Source organism: Pseudomonas sp. FSL R10-2189 (genome assembly GCF_009600325.1).
Classification (GTDB): domain Bacteria; phylum Pseudomonadota; class Gammaproteobacteria; order Pseudomonadales; family Pseudomonadaceae; genus Aquipseudomonas; species Aquipseudomonas helleri.
In genome coordinates this window covers 104350-125775 of sequence record NZ_WIVZ01000010.1, presented here as the reverse complement: position 1 = coordinate 125775, position 21426 = coordinate 104350, and the positions used below count along the sequence as shown (strand labels likewise).

At 55.5% G+C, this 21426-nt stretch carries 23 protein-coding genes; 4 read left to right on the top strand and 19 right to left on the bottom strand.

Annotated elements, in window-relative coordinates; translation table 11 throughout:
* Position 1: 1 nt before the first annotated feature.
* The 15 genes from queE to GHO32_RS10400 form a co-directional block, all read right to left on the bottom strand.
* Complete coding sequence (gene queE / locus GHO32_RS10470; RefSeq protein WP_153334977.1) at positions 2-649, bottom strand: 7-carboxy-7-deazaguanine synthase QueE; 648 nt, start codon at positions 647-649, stop codon at positions 2-4.
* 163 nt (positions 650-812) lie between these two features.
* The gene (ybgF, locus tag GHO32_RS10465) at positions 813-1625 is read right to left on the bottom strand and encodes a tol-pal system protein YbgF (RefSeq protein ID WP_153334976.1); all 813 of its coding nucleotides are present in this window, start codon (positions 1623-1625) and stop codon (positions 813-815) included.
* Between the two features lie 6 nt (positions 1626-1631).
* Positions 1632-2132 (bottom strand): peptidoglycan-associated lipoprotein Pal, encoded by a 501-nt coding sequence (gene pal, locus GHO32_RS10460; RefSeq protein ID WP_048370547.1) that lies wholly within the window; start codon positions 2130-2132, stop codon positions 1632-1634.
* A 55-nt stretch (positions 2133-2187) separates the two neighbouring features.
* Positions 2188-3447 carry a Tol-Pal system beta propeller repeat protein TolB gene (gene tolB / locus GHO32_RS10455; RefSeq protein ID WP_194286902.1) on the bottom strand — a complete coding sequence of 420 codons (1260 nt, stop codon included), beginning with the start codon at positions 3445-3447 and terminating at the stop codon, positions 2188-2190.
* Between the two features lie 38 nt (positions 3448-3485).
* Positions 3486-4577 carry a cell envelope integrity protein TolA gene (gene tolA, locus GHO32_RS10450; protein ID WP_153334975.1) on the bottom strand — a complete coding sequence of 364 codons (1092 nt, stop codon included), beginning with the start codon at positions 4575-4577 and terminating at the stop codon, positions 3486-3488.
* Positions 4577-5029, bottom strand: coding sequence for a protein TolR (gene tolR, locus GHO32_RS10445; RefSeq protein WP_162207691.1), 453 nt, complete (start codon positions 5027-5029; stop codon positions 4577-4579). The genes tolA and tolR overlap by 1 nt, the downstream gene beginning before the upstream one ends.
* 23 nt (positions 5030-5052) lie before the next feature.
* A complete protein-coding gene (gene tolQ, locus GHO32_RS10440) occupies positions 5053-5748 on the bottom strand; it encodes a protein TolQ (RefSeq protein ID WP_048370552.1) in 696 nt (231 codons plus the stop codon).
* Entirely contained in the window at positions 5738-6205 is a 468-nt protein-coding gene (ybgC, locus tag GHO32_RS10435) for a tol-pal system-associated acyl-CoA thioesterase (RefSeq protein ID WP_153334974.1), read from the bottom strand. Before ybgC ends, tolQ begins: the two co-directional genes overlap by 11 nt.
* 138 nt (positions 6206-6343) lie before the next feature.
* Positions 6344-7402, bottom strand: coding sequence for a Holliday junction branch migration DNA helicase RuvB (ruvB, locus tag GHO32_RS10430; RefSeq protein ID WP_262126519.1), 1059 nt, complete (start codon positions 7400-7402; stop codon positions 6344-6346).
* Positions 7403-8011, bottom strand: a complete 609-nt coding sequence (ruvA, locus tag GHO32_RS10425; protein WP_368668473.1) for a Holliday junction branch migration protein RuvA — start codon at positions 8009-8011, stop codon at positions 7403-7405.
* A 110-nt stretch (positions 8012-8121) separates the two neighbouring features.
* Positions 8122-8646: a crossover junction endodeoxyribonuclease RuvC gene (gene ruvC / locus GHO32_RS10420; RefSeq protein ID WP_048390750.1), complete on the bottom strand. Its 525-nt coding sequence runs from the start codon at positions 8644-8646 to the stop codon at positions 8122-8124.
* A 128-nt stretch (positions 8647-8774) separates the two neighbouring features.
* Positions 8775-9521, bottom strand: coding sequence for a YebC/PmpR family DNA-binding transcriptional regulator (locus GHO32_RS10415; protein WP_153330745.1), 747 nt, complete (start codon positions 9519-9521; stop codon positions 8775-8777).
* A 119-nt stretch (positions 9522-9640) separates the two neighbouring features.
* Complete coding sequence (gene aspS, locus GHO32_RS10410) at positions 9641-11416, bottom strand: aspartate--tRNA ligase (RefSeq protein WP_048370563.1); 1776 nt, start codon at positions 11414-11416, stop codon at positions 9641-9643.
* A 109-nt stretch (positions 11417-11525) separates the two neighbouring features.
* Complete coding sequence (locus GHO32_RS10405; RefSeq protein ID WP_048370564.1) at positions 11526-11747, bottom strand: FmdB family zinc ribbon protein; 222 nt, start codon at positions 11745-11747, stop codon at positions 11526-11528.
* A 178-nt stretch (positions 11748-11925) separates the two neighbouring features.
* Entirely contained in the window at positions 11926-12288 is a 363-nt protein-coding gene (locus GHO32_RS10400) for a ribbon-helix-helix domain-containing protein (RefSeq protein WP_123749924.1), read from the bottom strand.
* 821 nt (positions 12289-13109) lie between these two features.
* On the opposite strand from GHO32_RS10400, the gene GHO32_RS27055 reads away from it, so the two are divergent.
* A complete protein-coding gene (locus GHO32_RS27055; protein ID WP_048370568.1) occupies positions 13110-13712 on the top strand; it encodes a cold-shock protein in 603 nt (200 codons plus the stop codon).
* A 66-nt stretch (positions 13713-13778) separates the two neighbouring features.
* On the opposite strand, the gene GHO32_RS10390 is transcribed toward GHO32_RS27055, so the two are convergent.
* Positions 13779-13985 (bottom strand): SlyX family protein, encoded by a 207-nt coding sequence (locus GHO32_RS10390; protein WP_123749923.1) that lies wholly within the window; start codon positions 13983-13985, stop codon positions 13779-13781.
* Positions 13982-14413 (bottom strand): HIT domain-containing protein, encoded by a 432-nt coding sequence (locus GHO32_RS10385; RefSeq protein ID WP_368668474.1) that lies wholly within the window; start codon positions 14411-14413, stop codon positions 13982-13984. Before GHO32_RS10385 ends, GHO32_RS10390 begins: the two co-directional genes overlap by 4 nt.
* Before the next feature lie 788 nt (positions 14414-15201).
* On the opposite strand from GHO32_RS10385, the gene GHO32_RS10380 reads away from it, so the two are divergent.
* A complete protein-coding gene (locus tag GHO32_RS10380; RefSeq protein ID WP_048370573.1) occupies positions 15202-16482 on the top strand; it encodes an OprD family porin in 1281 nt (426 codons plus the stop codon).
* 263 nt (positions 16483-16745) lie between these two features.
* Here the strand turns inward: GHO32_RS10380 and GHO32_RS10375 are convergent, their stop codons facing one another.
* Together GHO32_RS10375 and GHO32_RS10370 are read right to left on the bottom strand one after the other, a co-directional pair.
* The gene (locus tag GHO32_RS10375; RefSeq protein ID WP_153338262.1) at positions 16746-17588 is read right to left on the bottom strand and encodes a mechanosensitive ion channel family protein; all 843 of its coding nucleotides are present in this window, start codon (positions 17586-17588) and stop codon (positions 16746-16748) included.
* A gap of 211 nt (positions 17589-17799) precedes the next feature.
* Positions 17800-18285 (bottom strand): YajQ family cyclic di-GMP-binding protein, encoded by a 486-nt coding sequence (locus tag GHO32_RS10370; RefSeq protein WP_153334973.1) that lies wholly within the window; start codon positions 18283-18285, stop codon positions 17800-17802.
* 174 nt (positions 18286-18459) lie between these two features.
* Between GHO32_RS10370 and GHO32_RS10365 the strand changes: the two genes are divergently transcribed.
* Both GHO32_RS10365 and GHO32_RS10360 read left to right on the top strand, forming a co-directional pair.
* On the top strand, positions 18460-19341 hold the full coding sequence (locus tag GHO32_RS10365) for a putative 2-dehydropantoate 2-reductase (RefSeq protein WP_256665562.1): 882 nt from the start codon (positions 18460-18462) through the stop codon (positions 19339-19341).
* A 47-nt stretch (positions 19342-19388) separates the two neighbouring features.
* On the top strand, positions 19389-21425 hold the full coding sequence (locus GHO32_RS10360; RefSeq protein ID WP_153334971.1) for an ATP-binding protein: 2037 nt from the start codon (positions 19389-19391) through the stop codon (positions 21423-21425).
* Position 21426 lies beyond the last annotated feature (1 nt).

The window sequence follows — 21426 nt, the reverse complement described above, 5'->3', positions numbered from 1 at the left end:
TTCAGCGCCCCGGCTCGTCATTCCAAAGATATTTATGCAGTTGCATTTGCAAACGCACAGGCAAGTTGTCCGCGACAATCCAGTCGGCCAGATCTCGGGCCGGCAGGTCGTGATGGCTCGGCGAAAACAGCACTTCACCGGCGCGTCGCTCCAAGCCGTATTCAATCAGCTTGGACACTGCCCAGTCGTAGTCCTCGCGCGAGCAGATCACGAACTTGACCTGGTCATGCGGCGTCAACAACGCGATGTTTTCGTAGAGGTTGCGATGGGACTCTTTGGAGCCTGGTGTTTTGAGATCGAGGACACGACTGACGCGTGGGTCGACAGCCGAAATATCCAGCGCACCACTGGTCTCGATAGAGACGTCGTAACCCGCGTCGCAAAGCTGTTTAAGCAATGGAATGGCATTAGGCTGCGCCAAGGGCTCGCCACCCGTCACGCACACGTAGCGCGGACGAAAATCGGCCACTTGCTCAAGAATGCTGTCGAGGGAGCGCACGGTGCCGCCACTGAAGGCGTAGGCACTGTCGCAATACTGGCAGCGCAATGGGCAGCCCGTTAGACGTACAAAAACGGTGGGCAGGCCAGCCGTTCGCGTTTCACCCTGCAAAGAGTAAAAAACTTCGGTAATTCTCAATGTGTCTTGCATATCCGCCACGGGCGTAACAGCTAAACAGGCTGTCCGCCTCCGTCAGGCACTCTAAAGAATCTGCACTCGCAGGACTCAGAAGAGCGTATTTCATAAAAGGGCGTGGATTCTAACGAAAAAACCCGCGTCAAGCGCGGGTTTCTCGATGAAAGCTTCGTATGGCTTACATGCGCTGCAAATCGCGCTGGGCCAACTGTGCCGCCGACGTGCCAGGATACTGTGCAACAACCTGTTGCAAGATGCCTTTTACTTTGTCGGTATGGCCCAGACGGCGCTCTACGTCAGCCAGCTTGTAGAGCGAATCCGGCACTTTGGCGTGCTTGGGATATAGCTGGCTCACTTTGGCGAAGGCCTGACCAGCACCTTGCAGGTCGCCTTTGGCCAAGCTCACTTCACCCAACCAGTACTGAGCATTGCCCGCGTATTGGCTGTTTGGGTATTTGCGCAGAAAGGCAGCAAAGGCCTGGCTGGCTTTGTCGAAATCCTTGGCTTTGATCAAGTCGAAAGCAGCATCGTAGTAGAGCTTTTCTTTCGCTGGATCACCCGGTTCCGAGCTGGCAGCAGCCTGAGGTGCAGGCGCTGCAGTATTACCGGCGACAGCACCACCACCGGCAGCAGAATTATCAGGTGCGGCAGCTGCAGGAGCGCCCGTACCAATACGCCGATCAAGTTCCTGGTATCGCTCCAGGCTTTCTTGCTTCATGCGTGAAATATCATTTTGCAAAACTTCGATCACACCCTGTTGGCGTGAGATCTGATCCTGCATTTGTTGCAGTTGGTTGAACAGCTCGCCCTGTGCCGAGACAGGGGTCGAAACCCCTCCCCCGGCATAGGCGCCGCTCGCACCATAACCCGGTGATGGATAACTCCCCCCGCTATTGCCAGAGTTGTCATCGACCACAGGAACCGCAGCCCATGCCGCTAGCGGCATGAGGCTGAGAGTCAGAATAGTTACAGCACGGCGGCACGTTCGCATGACGAATTACTTACGCAGTTCGACGCGACGGTTCTGAGCCCACGACTGTTCGTCGTTGCCAGTAGCAACTGGACGCTCTTTACCGTAGGACACCAGCTCCAGTTGTGCTGGAGAAACACCTTGCAGTACCAGGTAGCGTTGAACGGCTTTCGCACGACGCTCGCCCAGTGCCATGTTGTACTCACGAGTACCACGGGCGTCAGTGTTACCTTCCAGAACGACGCGAGCGCCGCTAGCTTTCAGGTCTTTAGCGTGAACGTCCAGAGCGCGCATTGCTTCTGGTTTCAGGTCCGAAGAATCATATTCGAAGTAGAAAACAGTAATGGCACGCAGAGCAGCTTCTTCGCTCAGGGAGCCATCAACAGCGCCTGTGTTTGCGCCGTAACCAGCGTTTGGATCAACAGCAGCGCCTTCACCGGCATTGTCGCCGCCTTTGGACGAGCAACCTACAGCTACAGCCATGGCCAGTGCCAGCGCAGCGAATTTACCAAACTTCAGCATTTCCATCGTAAAACTCCTAATGAACCCCAAGTGTTATGTGCAACTTGAATCTATCACCACGTCAGTTCAGGTAAGGGGACCAGGAAGGTTCTCTGACTTCGCCTTGAGCGGTAGGAAGAGGGAGCCTTACGCGTCCATTGATGGACACGAGCATCAAGACTCCCCGGCCCTGCTGGCGGGTGGCGTAGATTACCATGGTGCCGTTGGGCGCAACAGTAGCTGACTCATCAAGGTTAGTATCTGTGAGGATTTTTACACTTCCTCTTTCCAAATCTTGAGCCGCAACACGGAAATTGGTAAATCCGTCCTGACGGTGAATCATGACCAAGGTCTTTTCATCCGCCGACAGCTTAGGGTTGGCGTTGTAGTTACCGATAAAGGTCACGCGCTGCGCTGCACCACTACCGATCGTGGTTTTGTAGACTTGTGGCTTACCGCCACGGTCAGACGTGAAGTAGATGGTCGAACCATCCTTGCCCCAGAATGGCTCGGTGTTGATGCCAGGACCGTTGGTCACGCGGGTGATCTGGCGCGAAGCCATGTTCATCACGTAGATGTCCGGGTTGCCGTCTTTAGACAGCACAAACGCCAGCTTCGAACCATCCGGCGACCAGGCTGGCGCACCGTTCAGGCCTTCAAAGTTGGTGACTTGCTCACGGTGGCCAGTATCGATGTTCTGAACGAAGATGCGCGGACGCTTCTGCTCGAACGATACATAAGCGATGCGCTTGCCATCCGGTGCAAAGCGTGGCGACAGGATCGGCTCGCGCGATTGCAGCAGGGTCACCGCACGCGCGCCATCGTAGTCGGAGCGCTGCAGGGTGTAGCGGGTGTTGTTGACACTGGCACGCTCGGCCGTCACGTAGAGCAGACGGGTCGAAAACGCACCTCTGATTCCGGTCAGTTTTTCAAACGACTGGTCAGAAATGTAGTGCGCCATGTCGCGCAGTTGCTCAGTTGTACCCGACACGCTGCCGGTCAGCACCGGCTGCTCGGTCGACACGTTGAACAAGGCATATTGCACCTGCAGGCGGCCGCCCGCTGGCACGATATTACCGACCATCACGTACTGTGCGCCCAGCGCCTTCCAGTCACGGAAGATGACTTCGCTGGCCTGGGTCGGCTGGCTGATCATGTTCTGCTTTGGAATCGGTGAGTAGTAACCCGAGTTACGCAGGTCGTTACCCACAATTTCAGCGATGTCGTCAGGCAGAACAGTGCCGCCCTGCCAGCCGAACGGCACGACTGCAATAGGTGTTGCCCGGTCGCTACCGCTGGTAACCAGGATGTTCTTTTCTTCAGCTACAGCCATCCCTGCCATGCAGCAGACAATGACGAGCAGTCCTCGAAAAAATTTAATCACAAGGCTAGATCCTCAGGTGTGAATGTCATCTTGAATGATCGGTAAGGATTAAAATCGCTAGGCTTCAAGCCTTGCATTTCCGTTAAACGGCCAATGTTTTTGACCGCTGCCACAGCCGAACTGTCAAACGGACCATCACCACTGGACTTGGCAACCGTCACCGACGTTACCGTGCCATCTGGCAACATGCCAATTTGCAGCACAACCTTCATGTTCTTACGGGCCGAAGGTGGACGCGCCCAACCCTCTGCAGCGCGAGAGCGAATCAGGTCATCAAAGTTACCGGCGACCTCATCACCCTGCTCGTCTGCCAACGCTTGCTGGCGTTGCGGCGTATCAGAAAGCAAATCCGCCAAGGCCTGGGCCTTTTTCTCTTCGGCAGATTTACGCGCTGCTTCTACGGCCTTTTTCTTGGCAGCTTCAGCAGTGGCTTTCTTCTTGGCATCTTCAGCAGCTTTCTTCTTCGCGTCGTCTGCGGCGGCCTTTTTCTTGGCATCCTCAGCGGCTTTTTTCTTCGCGTCTTCAGCGGCCTGTTTCTTGGCCTCTTCTTCAGCGGCTTTTTTAGCCTCGTCGTCAGCTTTCTTTTTAGCGATATCAGCCAGCTTTTTCTCTTCAGCCTTTTTAGCGTCCGCTGCCTTTTTGGCATCGTCAGCTTTCTTCGCGTCATCGGCCTTCTTGGCTTCGTCGGCTTTTTTAGCCTCGTCCGCCTTCTTGGCCTCGTCCGCTTTTTTGGCTTCGTCAGCTTTCTTCGCTTCAGTTGCCTTCTCGGCAACCTCTTGTTTCTTTTGTTCCGCGGCTTTTACAGCTTCCTGCTCAACCTTCTTCTGCTCCATCTGTTCGACTTCAGTCTGACGCGCAGCTGATTTCTTCGCCTCACCCGCAATCTTCTGATTGGTTTGAGTCGTCGCCTGACTTTTTGACTTCAGTTGATACAAAGTAGCTTGAACAATGGGTTTTGCGGGCGGCAATTCTGGCGTCATGGCAAAGCTGGCGAACAGCATGCCGAAAATCAGGACGTGCAGCCCTACAGCCCAGACGGTAGGCCAAAAATAATTTTCAGAGGCGGACGGCTCCCGCTGGTCGCGCATCAGGGAGCCTCGGTAATCAAGCCAACGTTACCGACCCCTGCTTTTTGCAGGCCACCCATGGCACCCATTACAGCGCCGTAATCCACGGTTTTGTCACCGCGAATAAAGACCTGGGTCTGCTTGCCGCCCTCGTTGCCCGCGCGGATGATCTTGGTCACCGCATCAGTCATCTGAGGCAAGGTCATCGCCTTGTCCATTTGTTTATCGGTGTCAACTTCACTGCCAAGGTTCCAGTAATAGGTCTTGTCAGCCTTGATCGAAATTGTCAGAACCTGAGTGTTGTTGTCTTGCGGCAAGGCCTCGCTGGAGACCTTGGGCAAATCAACTTTCACACCCTGGTTGAGCATCGGTGCAGTCACCATGAAAATCACCAGCAGCACCAGCATCACGTCGATGTAAGGCACTACGTTCATTTCGGCAACCGGCTTGCGCTTCTTGCGAGCTCGAGCGATTAAAGCCATTGGAAATTACCTGCTTATTCTTCGCTGGTGTGCACTTTACGGTGCAGGATCGCCTGGAATTCATCGGCGAAGGTGTAGTAGCGGCTGATCAGCGTTTCGCTACGTGCAGCAAAGCGGTTGTAAGCAATAACAGCCGGGATGGCAGCGAACAAACCAATCGCGGTTGCAACCAGTGCTTCAGCAATACCCGGTGCAACAGTTGCCAGGGTGGCTTGCTGAGCCGTCGCCAGACCACGGAAGGAGTTCATGATGCCCCACACGGTACCGAACAGACCGATGTACGGGCTGACCGAACCAACGGTTGCCAGGAACGGCAGGCTTTGCTCCAGTTTTTCTTCTTCGCGCGAAATCGCTACACGCATGGCACGCGCAACACCTTCCATGACGGCTTCCGGGTCAACGCCCGGCTGTTGACGCAAACGCGAGAACTCTTTGAAACCGGCGCGGAAGATTTGTTCAACGCCAGAATCAGGGTCCGGGTTGCTGCCCGCCTGACGATACAGTTTTGACAAATCGATGCCCGACCAGAAACGCTCCTCAAAGCTGTCCAGGGCACGTCGACCGGCACGCAGCATGGTGCTGCGCTGAAAAATCATAATCCACGAGGTAACCGATGCAGCCAGCAAGGTCAACATTACCAACTGCACCACAATGCTGGCATTGCTGACCAAACTCCACATGGAGGAATGGTCGACGACGTTAGCTTCCACGCTTTATCTCCTGCTCTAAATGTTTACCCGCGCCGCTTACGTCGGCAAAGGCCGTACGTAAAGCTTCGGGAATGGCCCGGGGTTTAAAACTATTGGCGCGCACACAGGCCACCAAAAACTGCCCTTCACAGAGCAAGGTTGTATCCGCAGCCCGCCAGACCTGCTGCTTGAAACGCAGGCTGGCACGGTTGAGTTCTGTTACTTGAGCGCTGATCAACAGTTCGTCGTCCAGTCGCGCCGGTGCGTGGTAACGCGCCTCGCTGGAATGCACGACAAATAACAGGTTCTCGCCTGCCAGCTCGGATTGGGCAAAGCCCAGCTCCCGCAGCCTTTCGGTTCGAGCCCGCTCCATAAACTTAAGATAATTTACGTAATACACGACGCCACCCGCATCGGTGTCTTCGTAATAAACGCGACAGCGATGTGCGAACGGCTCAAGCCTGTTTTGCGCGCGCATACTCTAGTGCTTACTCCTCAGGTTGCCAATCCGCCAAACCACTGTTTTTTACGCTTCTTAGACTTTAATACCCAAGTTTTTTAGCGCCAGCCCTTGAGACAGCAAAAAGCGCAAAAAAATCAGTTGCAGATCGCTTGATTAATCATCCACAGCGCTCAAAAAACCATCCACAGCGGGGGTTTCACCCAGTCGTGACGGAATGTTCAAGCCAAAGTGTAAATAAGCATGTCGCGTCACCACTCGACCCCGAGGCGTACGCATGATGTAGCCCTGCTGAATCAGGTACGGCTCCAGCACATCCTCAATGGTGTGACGCTCCTCGCTGATGGCGGCGGCAAGGTTATCGATACCCACCGGCCCACCATCGAACTTCTCGATCATGGTCAGCAGCAAACGCCGGTCCTGATGATCGAAACCATGTTCATCCACGTCCAGCAGGTTTAGCGCCAGATCTGCTACCGCCTTGGTGATGTGCCCCTTGGCGCGCACTTCGGCAAAATCACGCACCCGGCGCAGCAGACGATTGGCGATACGCGGCGTACCCCGCGCCCGACGAGCGATTTCATAGGCGCCTTCCGGATCAAGCGGCAAACCAAAAATGCTGGCCGAACGGCTGACGATCGTTGCCAGGTCATCCGTACTATAGAACTCTAGCCGCTGAACAATCCCGAAACGATCGCGCAATGGGTTGGTCAGCATCCCGGCACGGGTCGTCGCGCCCACCAGGGTAAAGGGCGGCAAATCCAGTTTGATCGAGCGCGCAGCCGGCCCTTCACCGATCATGATGTCGAGCTGGAAGTCTTCCATGGCCGGGTACAAGACCTCTTCCACAATCGGCGACAGTCGATGAATTTCATCGATAAACAGCACGTCGTGGGGCTCAAGATTGGTCAGCAATGCCGCAAGATCACCGGGCCGTTCAAGTACAGGGCCCGAGGTGCTCTTGATCGACACGCCCATTTCCTGGGCAATGATGTTGGCCAACGTGGTTTTGCCCAAACCGGGCGGGCCAAAGATCAGCGTGTGGTCCAGCGATTCTGCGCGCCCGCGAGCCGCTTGAATAAACAGCTCCATCTGCTCACGCACAGCTGGCTGACCAATGTAATCCCCCAGGCTCAAAGGGCGGATCGCACGATCCTGCACGTCTTCCCGGTCGCGCCCACTCGAGGCGGTTATCAAACGATCAGCTTCAATCACTTAAATCATTCCCTTAAGGGCACGGCGAATCATGTCTTCACTGCTCAACGTTTTGTCTTTGATGGCCGACACCGCTTTGCTCGCTTCCTGAGGTTTATACCCCAGCGAGATCAAAGCGCTGACCGCATCACTCTCGGCACTGGCCACCGGTACTGGTGCATCCGGCTGGTTAGGCACCAACGCAAACATGCTCGGCACTAGCTCCCAGGCCTTAAAGCGATCCTTGAGTTCAACCAGTAACCGTTCGGCTGTTTTTTTGCCGACCCCCGGCACCTTGGTCAAGGCCGAGGTGTCCTGAGCCTGCACGCAACGCACCAGCTCATCAACTTCCAAACTGGACATCAAGGCCAGCGCGAGCTTGGGACCGACGCCATTCAGGCGGATCAGCTCACGAAAGAAGTCACGCTCACGCTTACCACTGAAACCATAGAGCAACTGCGCGTCTTCGCGAACCACCAAGTGCGTGTGCAGGGTCAGCGGCTCACCAATAGAAGGCAAACGATACAGCGTGGTCATGGGTACTTCGACCTCATAGCCCAAGCCGTTTACATCGAGAATCAAGTGCGGCGGCTGTTTTTCAGCCAGAGTGCCACGCAAGCGTCCAATCACGTTCAGATCCTTTTCTCTGGCCAGATCAATGGCTGACAAGTAGAACAACAGAGCCGCATCATTGCAGGTGCAGCCCTGTTAGCAAGTTTAATCAGGCTAAAAGGCCCTTTTCAGAGACGCAAACGCCCGCCACGGCGGCGCGCCGCCCCCAAACCATGAGGCAACAGGCTGGAACGGGTATGCGCATGGCACAAAGCAATCGCCAGCGCATCAGAAGCATCGATCTGTGGCTTGGTGGTGAGCTTGAGCAAGTGCATGACCATCATCATCACCTGCTCTTTATTCGCCCCGCCCGTCCCCGCTACGGCCTGCTTGATTTGTGTTGCAGAATATTCGGCAATCTCCAGGCTTTCTTCGGCGCCCGCGACAATTGCAGCCCCTCTGGCCTGGCCCAGCTTCAAGGCCGAGTCGGCATTGCGGGCCATAAAGACTTTTTCAATGCCCATGGTGACCGGGCCGTAGGTCTGAATAACCTCACGCACCCCGCGATAGACGATCTGCAAACGTTCATGCAGTTCGCCGCCGCCCGTACGAATACACCCCGAGGCCACGTACACACAGCCACGCCCAGTGTCTTGCACTACGCCATAGCCGGTGATTCGCGAACCCGGGTCAATACCAAGAATAAGAGTCATAACGCCTGCAGCTTATGAAGTGACGCCCACCGGCACATACCCGGACAGCTTAAAGGCAGAAGCCGGAGGTGCACAGCGCCGCGATCATCGCGGCGTTGCACCTCCGGCCTCTGTTAGACGGGTTCAGGTCAGGCGAGCTGTTCCAGCACCGCATCCGGGATTTCAGCGTTGGAGTAGACGTTTTGCACGTCATCCAGGTCTTCGAGCATGTCGATCAGCTTAAGCACTTTTTCGGCGCCTTCCAGATCCAGCTCGGCACTGGTGGTAGGCAGCATCACGATTTCTGCGTCAGCCGGGGCAAAACCCGCCGCTTCCAGGGCGTTGCGAACTGCATAAAAACCCGAAAACGAGGTGAAGACATCGATGGAGCCATCGCTGTTGGTCACCACGTCATCGGCATCGGCTTCCATCGCAGCTTCCATCAAGGCATCTTCATCAACGCCCGCCGCAAAGGAAATCTGCCCCTTGCGCTCGAACAGATAGGCCACCGAGCCATCCGTGCCCAGGTTGCCACCGCACTTGCTGAACGCATGACGCACCGCAGCCGCCGTACGGTTACGGTTGTCGGTCATGCATTCGACCATCACCGCCACGCCGCCCGGGCCGTAACCTTCGTAGCTCAGCTCGACCATATCGTCGGTTTCAGCCGCGCCAGCACCCCGCGCGATCGCCCGATCAATGATGTCGCGGCTCATGTTCGCGCCCAGCGCCTTGTCCAGCGCCAGTCGCAGACGCGGGTTCGTAGCAGGATCGCCACCGCCCTGACGGGCAGCAACGGTCAGTTCACGAATCCACTTGGTGAAAATCTTGCCTTTTTTGGCATCCTGACGCTCTTTGCGGTGCTTGATGTTCGCCCACTTAGAATGACCTGCCATAACCCACTCCGAATCCTTGATGAAACCTTGCCGGCCTCAGCACATGCCATGGCCCCGCAATAAAAATGCTCGACCCAATGACAAAGGCGCATCCGAAGATGCGCCTTTGAAGGTCAGACTTACTCCGCCTTAGGCTGTTCGCGCAAACGAATGTGCAGCTCGCGCAACGCTTTGGCATCTACCAGACCTGGCGCCTGAGTCATGACACAGGCAGCGCTCTGGGTTTTCGGGAAGGCAATCACTTCACGAATCGACTGAGCACCAGTCATCAGCATCACCAGACGGTCAAGACCGAATGCCAAGCCACCGTGCGGCGGTGCGCCGTACTTCAGAGCGTCGAGCAGGAAGCCGAACTTCTCTTCTTGCTCTGCTTCATCAATGCCCAACAGGCGGAACACCGCTTGCTGCATTTCTTTACGATGGATACGGATCGAACCGCCACCCAGCTCAGTGCCGTTCAACACCATGTCGTATGCGCGGGACAGAGCGGTAGCCGGGTTGGCTTCCAGCTCTTCTGGCGAGCATTTTGGCGCGGTAAACGGGTGGTGCAAGGCGCTGAAGCTGCCGTCGTCGTTCTCTTCGAACATCGGGAAGTCGACAACCCACATTGGCGCCCACTCGCAGGTCAGCAGGTTCAGGTCGTTACCGACCTTGATCCGCAGTGCGCCCAGTGCTTCGCTGACGATCTTGGCCTTGTCGGCGCCGAAGAACACGATGTCGCCATCGACTGCGCCAACGCGATCCAGGATCACATTGAGGTTGGCTTCAGGGATGTTTTTAACGATCGGCGATTGCAGGCCTTCAACACCTTTAGCGCGCTCGTTGACCTTGATGTACGCCAGGCCTTTGGCACCGTAGATGCCAACGAACTTGGTGTAGTCATCGATCTGCTTGCGCGGCATGCTCGCAGCACCCGGCACACGCAGGGCGGCAATACGGCATTTAGGGTCGTTGGCCGGGCCGCTGAACACCTTGAAGTCCACTTCTTTGAGCTGGTCGGCAACGTCAACCAGTTCCAGCGGGTTACGCAGGTCTGGCTTGTCGGAACCGTAGCGACGCATGGCTTCTTCGAAGGTCATGTGCGGGAATTCACCGAACTCCAGATCCAGCACTTCCTTGAACAGGTTGCGGATCATGCCTTCGGTCAGGCCCATGATGTCTTTTTCGTCGAGGAAGCTGGTCTCGATGTCGATCTGAGTGAACTCAGGCTGACGGTCGGCACGCAGGTCTTCGTCACGGAAGCACTTGGCGATCTGATAGTAACGGTCGAAACCGGCCACCATCAGCAGCTGTTTGAACAGTTGCGGCGACTGCGGCAAGGCGAAGAAAGAACCGGCGTGGGTACGGCTTGGCACCAGGTAGTCACGCGCACCTTCAGGGGTGGCACGGGTCAGGATTGGTGTTTCAACGTCCAGGAAGCCGTTTTCGTCCAGGTAGCGACGAATGCTGGTGGTCATGCGCGAACGCAGACGCAGCTTGTCGAGCATCTCTGGGCGACGCAGGTCGATAAAGCGATAACGCAGGCGGGTTTCCTCGCCAACGTCAGAGAATTCGTTCAATGGGAACGGCGGAGTCTCAGCTTCATTCAGGACTTCCAGCTCGTAACCCAGCACTTCGATCATGCCCGAGGCCATGTTGGCGTTCACAGCACCGGCCGGACGCAGGCGAACCTTGCCGGTCACCTTGACAACGTACTCGCTGCGCACGCGGTCGGCAGCAGCGAAGGTCTCAGCACGATCCGGATCGAACACAACCTGCGCCAGACCATCACGATCACGGATATCGAGGAAAATCACCCCACCGTGGTCACGGCGACGATGAACCCATCCGCAAAGGGTAATTTCCTGGCCTTCCAGGCTTTCGTTCAATTGGCCGCAATAATGGCTGCGCATCATGGTAGTGGTTTCACTTCTCGTAATTCGTCATTCGGTGGAGGTCTTGCGCACCGTCGGTGCTGGTGTGACTGCAAGATCCCGCTTGTGTTCAGAGGGCTTTCGCTCAACCTCAGTCGGACTTGTCGCCGCCTGCCAGATTCTTTTTCGCGCCCGTCTTGAAGTCTGTTTCATACCAGCCTGTTCCGCTTAGGCGAAAGCCAGGCATGGACAGCAGTTTCTTCAGCTCAGGCGCCTGGCAGGCAGGACAATCAACCAGTGGCGAGTCACTGATCTTTTGGATGGCTTCCAGCTGATGACCACAGGAAGCACATTGGTAATCGTACATGGGCATTGGCGTGTCTCGACAATCCGTTAGCGGCAACCCGTCAGGGGCCACACAGCAAAGCGCGAGATTATATCTGGTAAATCGAGCCAATGCAGCCGCATGAGCAGCCTTAACACCTCAAAGAAAGCCTGAATATAGAAAGATTGCAAGCCACTGAACACTTAATGACGCCCAACACCGCACATCACCCTACCCATATCTGTTCTGGCAGCACTCCCCGGGCAGAGCGACCACCCTTCATCAGGTGCATCACACAAACCACTCGAATCAGGCCGCTGAAATTCTTCACGCCACCGTGACGCAAATGAATCTCTCTATCGATATACGACAGCAATGCATTGATTGAGCAATGGTTACACTGAGAAATATCTGACAGCACTTCCCAGTAAATCTCTTCTAGTCGCAAGCAGGTCGCAAAACCATTTAACCTGACAGACTTCGACAGTGGCTGAGCCGAGCCCATACCAAAGTCCAGAATCACCGGATCAATTCTAGCTCTCTGCAATAAGCGCCCACCACCACCTGCTTGCCGTATTAAACGCCCCATATATAAAAGCCTCCATCACAACGCCTAAGAAATAATTAATAGCGATTCAACATGAACACACCCTCATAAAACATTATGCAAAACTTCTTATCCAGCAGACTTAACCCGCATCTCTGTAGGAGCACTCTCGGCAACCATCCTGAATCCGCCCCCACCCTTCCTGCACGCCCCTGAAATCAAGCCCCTGCACTGCAGCCCTCGGTCGTACGGACACAGCCAGGACCCTTGAAATCCTGTATACCCACACATTCAGATACCTTGCCTTGAGGACAATAAAGGACTGCACAACAATGATTCATACCCACTAGCACTTCCATTCAACGATATTTAAATAGTACAACCAGACACCCATACACAATCCTTTATAGGAACTTGCCCCACCCCTTAACAACAATCCATTAACAACGCACACCCTTATTACAGATAACCTACATGTCATAAGCCACGTTCAATACTTTATCGACCCACAAAAAAATCGACCAACGGTCATTGGCTCTCGGACATTTGCCTCCAATTTTAAGTTTGACCCATTCCAACACGACACAAAGAAGTGGACTACAGCGCTCTAGAACAAGGCCTTCGCCATTAGTACGCATTTTCCGGGCCTTCTCGTGCAAACACTGCGCTCGACCTCTCAATACGCTTAATTTGAGAAGGCCCAAGCTTTGCTGTTAAATAGGCAGCGTGTCGCCTTCGCCAAGCCTCTGGCGACGGTGCATAGGCTGATATCACGTGCGTGTCCAGCGCCTCCATTTTTTTCAGAAGCGAACCGCGCGCTATCAGCTCTTCCTTGCGATCCGTCTTAACGTGAGTTAATTGAAATGTTGAAAATCGTTCACCTACTAACGGGCGCAGCTGCTTTGCTGCTGTCCTTCATTCCCAGCCTGCAATCCGATGCTGTCCCTTACCTCCAACACGCTGATGCTCTTTACCTGGCTTTTCTTGGCCTGCTTAACCTGGCACTGGCGCCAGTCATTCCATACTGGAATAAAGGCCCACGCCATCAACTGCAAAACCTGGTCAGCGCCTTGCTGGTGCTCTCTGTTGTCCTGCAAACCCTCACCCTGTTCGGCCTGCTGCTGCCGATCGGCGACCAACCAGCGATCTTGATCAGCCTGGTACCTGCTGTGATTGCTGTAGCCCTGCACTTGATCGTGAGCTTCTACAAATCGTCACCTTCGTCCACTGCACAAACCTACGACATGACCAACCGCGATACAGGCACTGTAAAGTGGTTCAACACCTCCAAGGGTTTCGGTTTTATTTCCCGAGATTCCGGCGATGACATTTTTGTCCACTTCCGCGCCATCCGTGGCGAAGGCCACCGTGTATTGGTGGAAGGGCAACGTGTTGAGTTCTCGGTGATGAACCGTGACAAAGGCCTGCAAGCTGAAGATGTGATCGCAGCATTACCGCGCCGCTGATTTCAGCCTGAAAAAAAACCGCGAGCAGCCTGGCTGTTTCGCGGTTTTTTTATGCCTGCTGAACACTCAGTAGTGCGGTGGTGGCGCCTCGTCCTCAAACGCCTCGAATTGCCCGCCCATTTCTTCCTGGCGTTTGAGCAAGGCCGCTATCTGCAGTTGCAGTCGATCAACCGCGTTTTGCTGCGACACCAGCACATCATTCAATGCCTGAATGGTGTCGTCCTGAAATGCCAGGCGGCTCTCCAGATCCATCACTCGCTCTTCAAGGCTCACTGCTTACCCTCCACAAACGTGAAATCAGCGTCCAGGACCGCTTTAAGCTTGTCCCGGATCACTTGCACATCAGCCTCACTGTAAGGTTTGGCAGGGTGCTTGCCCCATACCGGGCCTGGCCAAGCCGCATCCGACGCGTACCGGGCAATCACATGCATGTGTAACTGGCTGACCACGTTACCCAATGTGGCCACGTTCATTTTGTCAGCCGTGAAAAGCTCTTTAAGCACGCCAGCCAGCGCAGTGGTTTCAGCCCACATCAATGGCTGATCAACGTCATCCAATTGAAACAGCTCACTGATACCCTCGCGGCGCGGCACCAAAATGAACCAGGGGTAATTCGAGTCATTGGAAAGCAACAAGCGGCACAAAGGGAAATCCCCAATCAGCCAGGTATCCTCTTGAAGGCGTGTATCCAAAATGAACACGGGGTGCTCTCCTGTTTAACAAATAAATTAAGCTCCACTCAAGGCCGGGCCAGACCCGCCTGCCCTGCGAGCGTCAGATGTGCAGGATACCCTTGATTGCCTTCAGCATCACACCGCCCTCGTCCCGGTACGCAAGCCGATGGCCGACGGGCACTGTCCCTGACCCAAGCATTCTCCAGACTCTCACGCACCAAAACGGCACAGACCGAGTGGTTTTAGTGCACCTAAACGTCACCTGCTACCCACACCGGGGTGAAGCGGTAACATTTTGCACATCTTTGGGGCTGCAACGCCGCCTCCGGGTGCATGCAACGCGCCCTTCAAAGCAGGCCAGCGCTAACCTCAACCTCGCTAAACCGGGCCTGTCAGCCCGCCAAATGCCAGATAATTTTTTTTCATGCTCAAAACCTGACTTGAGCATGCTTGTTGCATATACACGGTACAGGTCGACAGGGGCGCGGCAGGGGAGCTGCGACCCGACGATAAATAACAAAAAGTTGAGCCGTCAAAAAGGGGAGCTTGAATAAGGGGCCAGCAGACTATTTGGCTGTCCCGTTCAGAAAAACAGCTTGAGCAACCTGCGAGGCACGACACATAGCTGCCAAAGAGCGACATGTAGAGTGTATTTCGTGACTTAGCTGTAAAGAAGCTGAAAGCTTTTGAAGGCAACTATAGCCAATAGGGTCGGCGTGATATAAGTTTGCGCCGACACAAAAAGAAAGAGCCGCCCAGATAATAATTCAGGTGGGACGGCAGTACTCTTCCTAAAACCAAAGGAGCAAATCACGATGCGCGTGATGAAGTGGAGCATGATCGCCCTGGCTGTTTCAGCCGGAACTACACAGTTCGCAATGGCTTCGTCCCAGGACGATTCCAAAGGTTTTATTGAAGACAGCACGCTGACTTCCAAAACTCGCATGTTGTACATGAACCGTGACTTCAAAAATGGCGCTGGCAACATTGCCAAACCAGGTGGCGGCTACAAAAGCGGTTACCGTGAAGATTGGGGTCTGAGCGAACTGCTCAACTACTCTTCGGGCTTCACCCAAGGCACCATCGGTGTCGGTGTTGATGCATTCGCCATGGGCACCCTGCGTCTGGACGGCGGTGCTGGTCGTCAAGGCAACGGCCTGTTCGCTTCCAAGAGCGACGGTTCGCCAGAAGACACTCAATCCAAGGCCGGCGGCGCTATCAAATTCCGCCTGTCCGACACCGTCCTGAAGTACGGCAACCAGTTCGTTGCAAGCCCGGTTTTCTCTACCGATGACAGCCGTTTGCTGCCTGAAGTGGCGACCGGTACTTTGATTACTTCCCACGAAATCAAAGGCCTGGAACTGAGCGCAGGTCGCTTCACCGCCATCAGCTCGCAGACCGGCATGTACCATGACAGCCTGCACCTACCAGCGGCCAACATCGCTGGCGCGACCTATCAGTTCACCGACAACTTCGTCGGCGGCCTGGCAGCGTCGGACGTTGATGACTACTTCAAGAAGCAGTACATCAACCTGAACTACACCTTCCCGATCGATGATTCTCAAGCCCTGAACTTCGACTTCAACGGCTACAGAACCTCGAGCCAAGGCCAGGAACTGGCAGGCAACGTTGACAACAAAATCTGGAGCTTGGCAGCGGCCTACAGCATCGGCGCTCACAAGTTCACCCTGGCTCACCAGCGCTCTACCGGTGACAGCGGTTACTACTACGGCGTAGACGGCGGCGGCACCATTTTCCTCGCCAACTCCGTGCAATACTCCGACTTTAACGGCAGAGACGAGCGTTCATGGCAGGCTCGCTACGACCTGAACATGGCCACCTATGGCGTGCCAGGCCTGAGCTTCATGGCTCGCTACGTTAAAGGCGACAACATCAACACCGACACGGGCGAAGGTAAAGAACACGAGTTCAACTTCGAGAGCAAATACGTGATGCAAGAAGGCCCGGCCAAAGACCTGTCCTTCCGCCTGCGTAGCGCTGTTTACCGCAACAACGGTAACTACCACGCAGACAGCGGCAACACTGACAACAACGACGTTCGTATCATCGTTGAATACCCACTGAACATCTTGTAATAACCGCCTTCGGGCAGTCATTACCCGCATTGTTCAGTAAAACCCCGCACCTGTTCAGGTGCGGGTTTTTTTATTGCCTGAGGGTTAAGCTTATATATAGGAAGCTAACTAACAAGCATAAATGCAAGCAATTATCACTCACTTAAAGCTGACTTCCGAGTCCACCATCAGATATGTCTTACTCCCCCCAGAAACAATTAAAGGGACCGAAGTCCCCTTAATTATTTTTGTGCCTATTAAATAGCTGACTATCGAATTAACAATTAGCCCGCAGACACTTCCTGCACAACGCGAACGACACGTTGCGGAAACGGAATATCAACACCCTGCGCTTTTAAACGGTCGCGGGCATGTTCGTTAAACATGAACAAGACATCCCAGTAGTTGGGCGTATCGACCCATACACGCAGCGACATGGTGATTGCACTGTCGCCCAAAGCGGTCACAACCACGGCTGGCGCAGGCTCTTTCAGCACCCTAGGGTCATCAGCCAGGGCCAGCAAGACCTCACGCACCTTCTGCAAATCTGCCTCGTAATCGACACCCACATCAAACACCACCTTGCGTGTCGGCTGGCGGTTGTAGTTGGTGATGATGCCGTTGGACAGGTTACCGTTGGGCACGATAACGGTTTTGTTGTCACTGGTGCGCAGCACTGTGTGGAAGATTTGAATGCTGTCGACGGTCCCGCTCACGCTTTGCGCTTCGATCCAGTCACCGATCTTGAACGGGCGGAACAGCAATATCAGAACCCCGCCTGCAAAGTTGGCGAGACTGCCTTGCAGCGCCAGGCCAATGGCCAGGCCGGCGGCACCGATAGCGGCTACAAATGAGGTTGTCTGGATACCAATCATCGAGGCAACGCTGACGACCAGCAGCACCTTGAGAATGATGTTGACCAGGCTGCTGATAAAGCCTTGCAGCGCCAGGTCAGCCTTGCGCAACGCCAGCAACTGCCCCAGCTTGGCGGTCAAGCGGTTAATCAACCACCAACCTATCGCCAGGGTGACCAGCGCCAGCAGCACACGGCTGCCGTATTCCATGATCATTGGAATCCAGGCCTGCGAGGTCTTGATCAAGTGATCAAATTCAGCGTTCAGATCCATTTATCTCTCCTAATACCGATTTCCGGTGACGTTATTCAGGTTCTGTACCCAATGTTTCCATGTTCAGTGATGCCACAGGCCGGTGCCGCACCTGCGCGTCACTTGAAGACATGTCGTACAGACCCAAACGATTGAACGCTCACGCTCAATCGTTTAAGCCGCGCCCAGGAAAATCGGACGTCGATGATCGCCACAGGTTCCCTGGCAGTGATCAGTCGCGGAAGTTATTGAACTGCAGCGGCATGTCAAACGTCTTCGCACGCAGGGCAGCAATGGCTTCTTGCAGGTCATCACGCTTCTTGCCGGTGATACGAACCTGCTCGCCCTGAATGGCTGCCTGCACCTTCAACTTGGCGTCTTTGACGTGAGCAACGATCTTTTTCGCCAGCTCTTTATCAATGCCTTCCTTGAGCACCGCTTCTTGCTTCATCAGCTTGCCCGATGCGTAGGCATCCTTGACTTCAAGGCACTGCACGTCGATTTTGCGCTTGACCAATGCCAGCTTGAGGATCTCAATCATGGCTTCGAGCTGAAAATCCGCCTCAGCGGTCAGACTCACCGTAAGGTCTTTTTCTTTGAACTCAAAGCTGCCTTTGCCTTTGAGGTCATAACGACGGTCCAGCTCCTTGACGGCGTTCTCGACTGCGTTGGTGACTTCGTGTTTGTCCAGTTCGGATACCACGTCGAACGACGGCATGTAATTTCTCCACTCTAAAGGGCGCGCGCAACACAGATGGAGCGCGCCTGACCTGACAGTTAAAATGCGCGGGCATTATAGCGGTTCTTCCACGTCATTCACTTGCGAGCACACATGCCATCTTTTAACTGCGGATCAGCCCCTACTCGCTGGCACATTCTGGGTGCTGGCAGCATGGGCACACTGTGGGCCGCCCGTCTGGCGAGAGCGGGTTTGCCGGTTACGTTGATCTTGCGCAACGCAGCGCGCCTGCACGCCTACGAAGCCGCCCACGGTTTAACTCTAGTTGAAGGCGAGCAAACCCACCTGCTGCCCGTCACCGCTCAGTTACCTGAGGCAGACGAGCCGATTGAGCGTTTGCTGCTCACCTGCAAGGCGTATGACGCCGAACACGCCATCGCACAGATTGCCCACCGGCTTAAACCCAGTGCCGATGTGGTGTTGTTGCAAAATGGCCTGGGCAGCCAACAAGCGGTGGCAGCCAGCGTGCCCCAGGTACGCTGCATTTTTGCCTCCAGCACGGAAGGCGCATTTCGCGAGAACGACTGGCGCGTGGTGTTTGCCGGAGCAGGCCACACCTGGCTGGGCGATAACAGCCAGGGCGACGCACCGCACTGGCTCGAAGACCTGCAACGCAGCCACATCGCCCACGAATGGAGCCCGACTATTCTCAGCCGCTTGTGGCGAAAGCTGGCGCTCAACTGTGCGATCAATCCGCTGACGGTGCTGTACAACTGCCGAAATGGCGGCTTGCAGGCGCACCGCGCCGAGGTCGACACCCTGTGTGACGAGTTGGCTGCCTTGCTTAAGCGCTGCGACCAGGCCGAGGCGGCAGACAATTTGAATACCGAGGTGCATCGAGTGATCCAGGCCACGGCCAACAACTATTCGTCAATGCACCAGGATGTCGCCCAAGGCCGGCGCACCGAAGTCAGCTACTTGCTGGGTTACGCCTGCGAAGCGGCACACCAGCGACAGTTCGCCGCGCCGCATTTAAACGCCCTGCATCAGCGACTGATCGACCACCTGAAGCAGCGCGGATTGCCCTGCAACTGAGGCCCGCGCTACCCTGCGACTTCGTTCTTCTTTATGCGGTTAATGCGATGCCCTTGCGCCAGCGCCTCGAAAACCTTCCGGTCGGCCAGAAGTTGCTGGCCGCCCTCCTCGTCCTGCTGGCGACCGTACTGGTGGTGGCCAACTTGACCTTCATCACCGCCGCGTACTGGATTTCACACGAAAGCACCGCCCCGCAGGCCTTGCAAACCCTGGGGCGGCTGGCGTCCAACCCCAATCTGATCCTTGAATCTCTGGACTCTGCGCAACAGGCTGATGCGCTGCTCGATGAAATAGGCAGCTACGCGCCCCTGCGCGCTGCGGCCATTTACGACAGCTCAGGGCATTTGCTGGCACAACTTCAACATGGCGAGCACCTGCCACTGCCCGAGCACTACCGCCAGCTTGAAGCCTGGAGCCTGACCGAGCTGCGCAGCCATTTGATTACGCGCTTGCACCACGGCGATAAACCCGCAGGGCACTTGTTGCTGATCGCCAGCAGCGAATTACCCGCCGCGTTTTACACCGGCACACTCACCGCGAGCCTGGGGATTTTGATCTTCAGCATTTTGCTGTGGCTGGTAGTTTCACGGCAAATCAAGCGGCTGATCACCCACCCCATCCATCGCCTTGAAGAGCTCTCGCGCCAGGTCACCCGCGAAGAAAACTACGCCTTGCGCGCAGCACCGGGCAATCACGATGAAATCGGCAGCCTGGCGGAAGCATTCAACACCATGCTGTCGCGTATCGAAGCGCGCGAACAAGAGCTAAAACGCGCCCGCGACGAGGCACAGGCGGCTTACGACCAGGCCCAGACCCTGGCCGAAGAAACACGCCACACCAACCGCAAGCTGGAGCTTGAGGTACAGGTTCGGAGCAAAATCGAGAAAAAACTGACGGGGTTCCAAAACTACCTCAACAACATCATCGACTCGATGCCCTCCGCCCTGATTGCGCTGGACGACCAGCTCTACGTCACCCAGTGGAACCAGGAAGCCAGCGCCCTGTCCGGTACAAAACTGGATGAGGCCATGAACCAGCCGATCTACCTCGTCTTCGAACCACTCAAACCTTTTTTGCCGCAGCTTAAAGACACCATCGAAACCCATCGCGTGGCCAAGATCGAACGGGTGACCTGGACCCAGAACGACGAAGTGCGCCACTATGCCCTGACTTTTTACCCGCTGACCGGCAGCAGCGGGCGCGGTGTGGTGATCCGGATCGACGACATTACCCAGCGCCTGTCACTGGAAGACATGATGGTGCAGTCGGAGAAAATGCTATCGGTGGGCGGACTTGCGGCCGGCATGGCCCACGAAATCAACAACCCCCTGGGGGCGATTCTGCACAACGTGCAAAACATTCGCCGGCGCCTGTCCAGTGACCTGCCGAAAAACCTGGAAGTTGCCGAACAGACCGGCATTACCCTGGATGCAATCAGTCACTACTTGCAGGCCCGCGAAGTACCGCAGTTGCTCGACGGCATACTGCAGGCAGGCGCCCGCGCAGCGAAAATCGTCACCCACATGCTCAGCTTCAGCCGCCGCAGCAACCGACAAATGAGCCCGTGCGATTTATCGGCGTTGATTGATCAGGCCATAGACATTGCCAGCAATGACTTTGACCTGGCCCTGGGTTTTGACTTCAGGGGCCACGACATTGTTCGCCAGTTCGACCCCGAGCTCGGCCCCGTGCCCGGCATTCCCAACGAACTGGAGCAAGTGCTGCTCAACCTGCTGAAAAACGCAGCCCAGGCCATTCATCAGCGCCCCGCCAACACCGAACCCGGGCGCATCATTTTGCGCACCAAACTCAATCCGCCCTGGGCGGAGATTCAAGTGGAAGACAACGGCATCGGCATGCCCGAACAGGTACGTAAACGTATCTTCGAGCCGTTTTTCACCACTAAAGAGGTCGGCCAAGGCACCGGGCTTGGCCTGTCCGTTTCGTATTTTATTGTCACCAACAACCATAAAGGGCAGATGGAAGTGCACTCCACATTAGGCCAGGGCACCTGTTTTACCCTGCGCCTGCCACTGGCGGGCAACCTGCTGCCTTCTCACGAATCAACCACCGTGGAACTGTAAA

Bases quoted from the DNA above. Each gene is read 5' to 3' on its own strand.
- queE (WP_153334977.1), bottom strand. From the start codon at position 649: ATGCAAGACACATTGAGAATTACCGAAGTTTTTTACTCTTTGCAGGGT.
- ybgF (WP_153334976.1), bottom strand. From the start codon at position 1,625: ATGCGAACGTGCCGCCGTGCTGTAACTATTCTGACTCTCAGCCTCATG.
- pal (WP_048370547.1), bottom strand. From the start codon at position 2,132: ATGGAAATGCTGAAGTTTGGTAAATTCGCTGCGCTGGCACTGGCCATG.
- tolB (WP_194286902.1), bottom strand. From the start codon at position 3,447: ATGGCAGGGATGGCTGTAGCTGAAGAAAAGAACATCCTGGTTACCAGC.
- tolA (WP_153334975.1), bottom strand. From the start codon at position 4,577: ATGCGCGACCAGCGGGAGCCGTCCGCCTCTGAAAATTATTTTTGGCCT.
- ybgC (WP_153334974.1), bottom strand. From the start codon at position 6,205: ATGCGCGCGCAAAACAGGCTTGAGCCGTTCGCACATCGCTGTCGCGTT.
- ruvC (WP_048390750.1), bottom strand. From the start codon at position 8,646: ATGACTCTTATTCTTGGTATTGACCCGGGTTCGCGAATCACCGGCTAT.
- GHO32_RS10415 (WP_153330745.1), bottom strand. From the start codon at position 9,521: ATGGCAGGTCATTCTAAGTGGGCGAACATCAAGCACCGCAAAGAGCGT.
- aspS (WP_048370563.1), bottom strand. From the start codon at position 11,416: ATGATGCGCAGCCATTATTGCGGCCAATTGAACGAAAGCCTGGAAGGC.
- GHO32_RS10405 (WP_048370564.1), bottom strand. From the start codon at position 11,747: ATGCCCATGTACGATTACCAATGTGCTTCCTGTGGTCATCAGCTGGAA.
- GHO32_RS10400 (WP_123749924.1), bottom strand. From the start codon at position 12,288: ATGGGGCGTTTAATACGGCAAGCAGGTGGTGGTGGGCGCTTATTGCAG.
- GHO32_RS27055 (WP_048370568.1), top strand. From the start codon at position 13,110: ATGTTGAAAATCGTTCACCTACTAACGGGCGCAGCTGCTTTGCTGCTG.
- GHO32_RS10380 (WP_048370573.1), top strand. From the start codon at position 15,202: ATGCGCGTGATGAAGTGGAGCATGATCGCCCTGGCTGTTTCAGCCGGA.
- GHO32_RS10375 (WP_153338262.1), bottom strand. From the start codon at position 17,588: ATGGATCTGAACGCTGAATTTGATCACTTGATCAAGACCTCGCAGGCC.
- GHO32_RS10370 (WP_153334973.1), bottom strand. From the start codon at position 18,285: ATGCCGTCGTTCGACGTGGTATCCGAACTGGACAAACACGAAGTCACC.
- GHO32_RS10365 (WP_256665562.1), top strand. From the start codon at position 18,460: ATGGGCACACTGTGGGCCGCCCGTCTGGCGAGAGCGGGTTTGCCGGTT.
- GHO32_RS10360 (WP_153334971.1), top strand. From the start codon at position 19,389: ATGCCCTTGCGCCAGCGCCTCGAAAACCTTCCGGTCGGCCAGAAGTTG.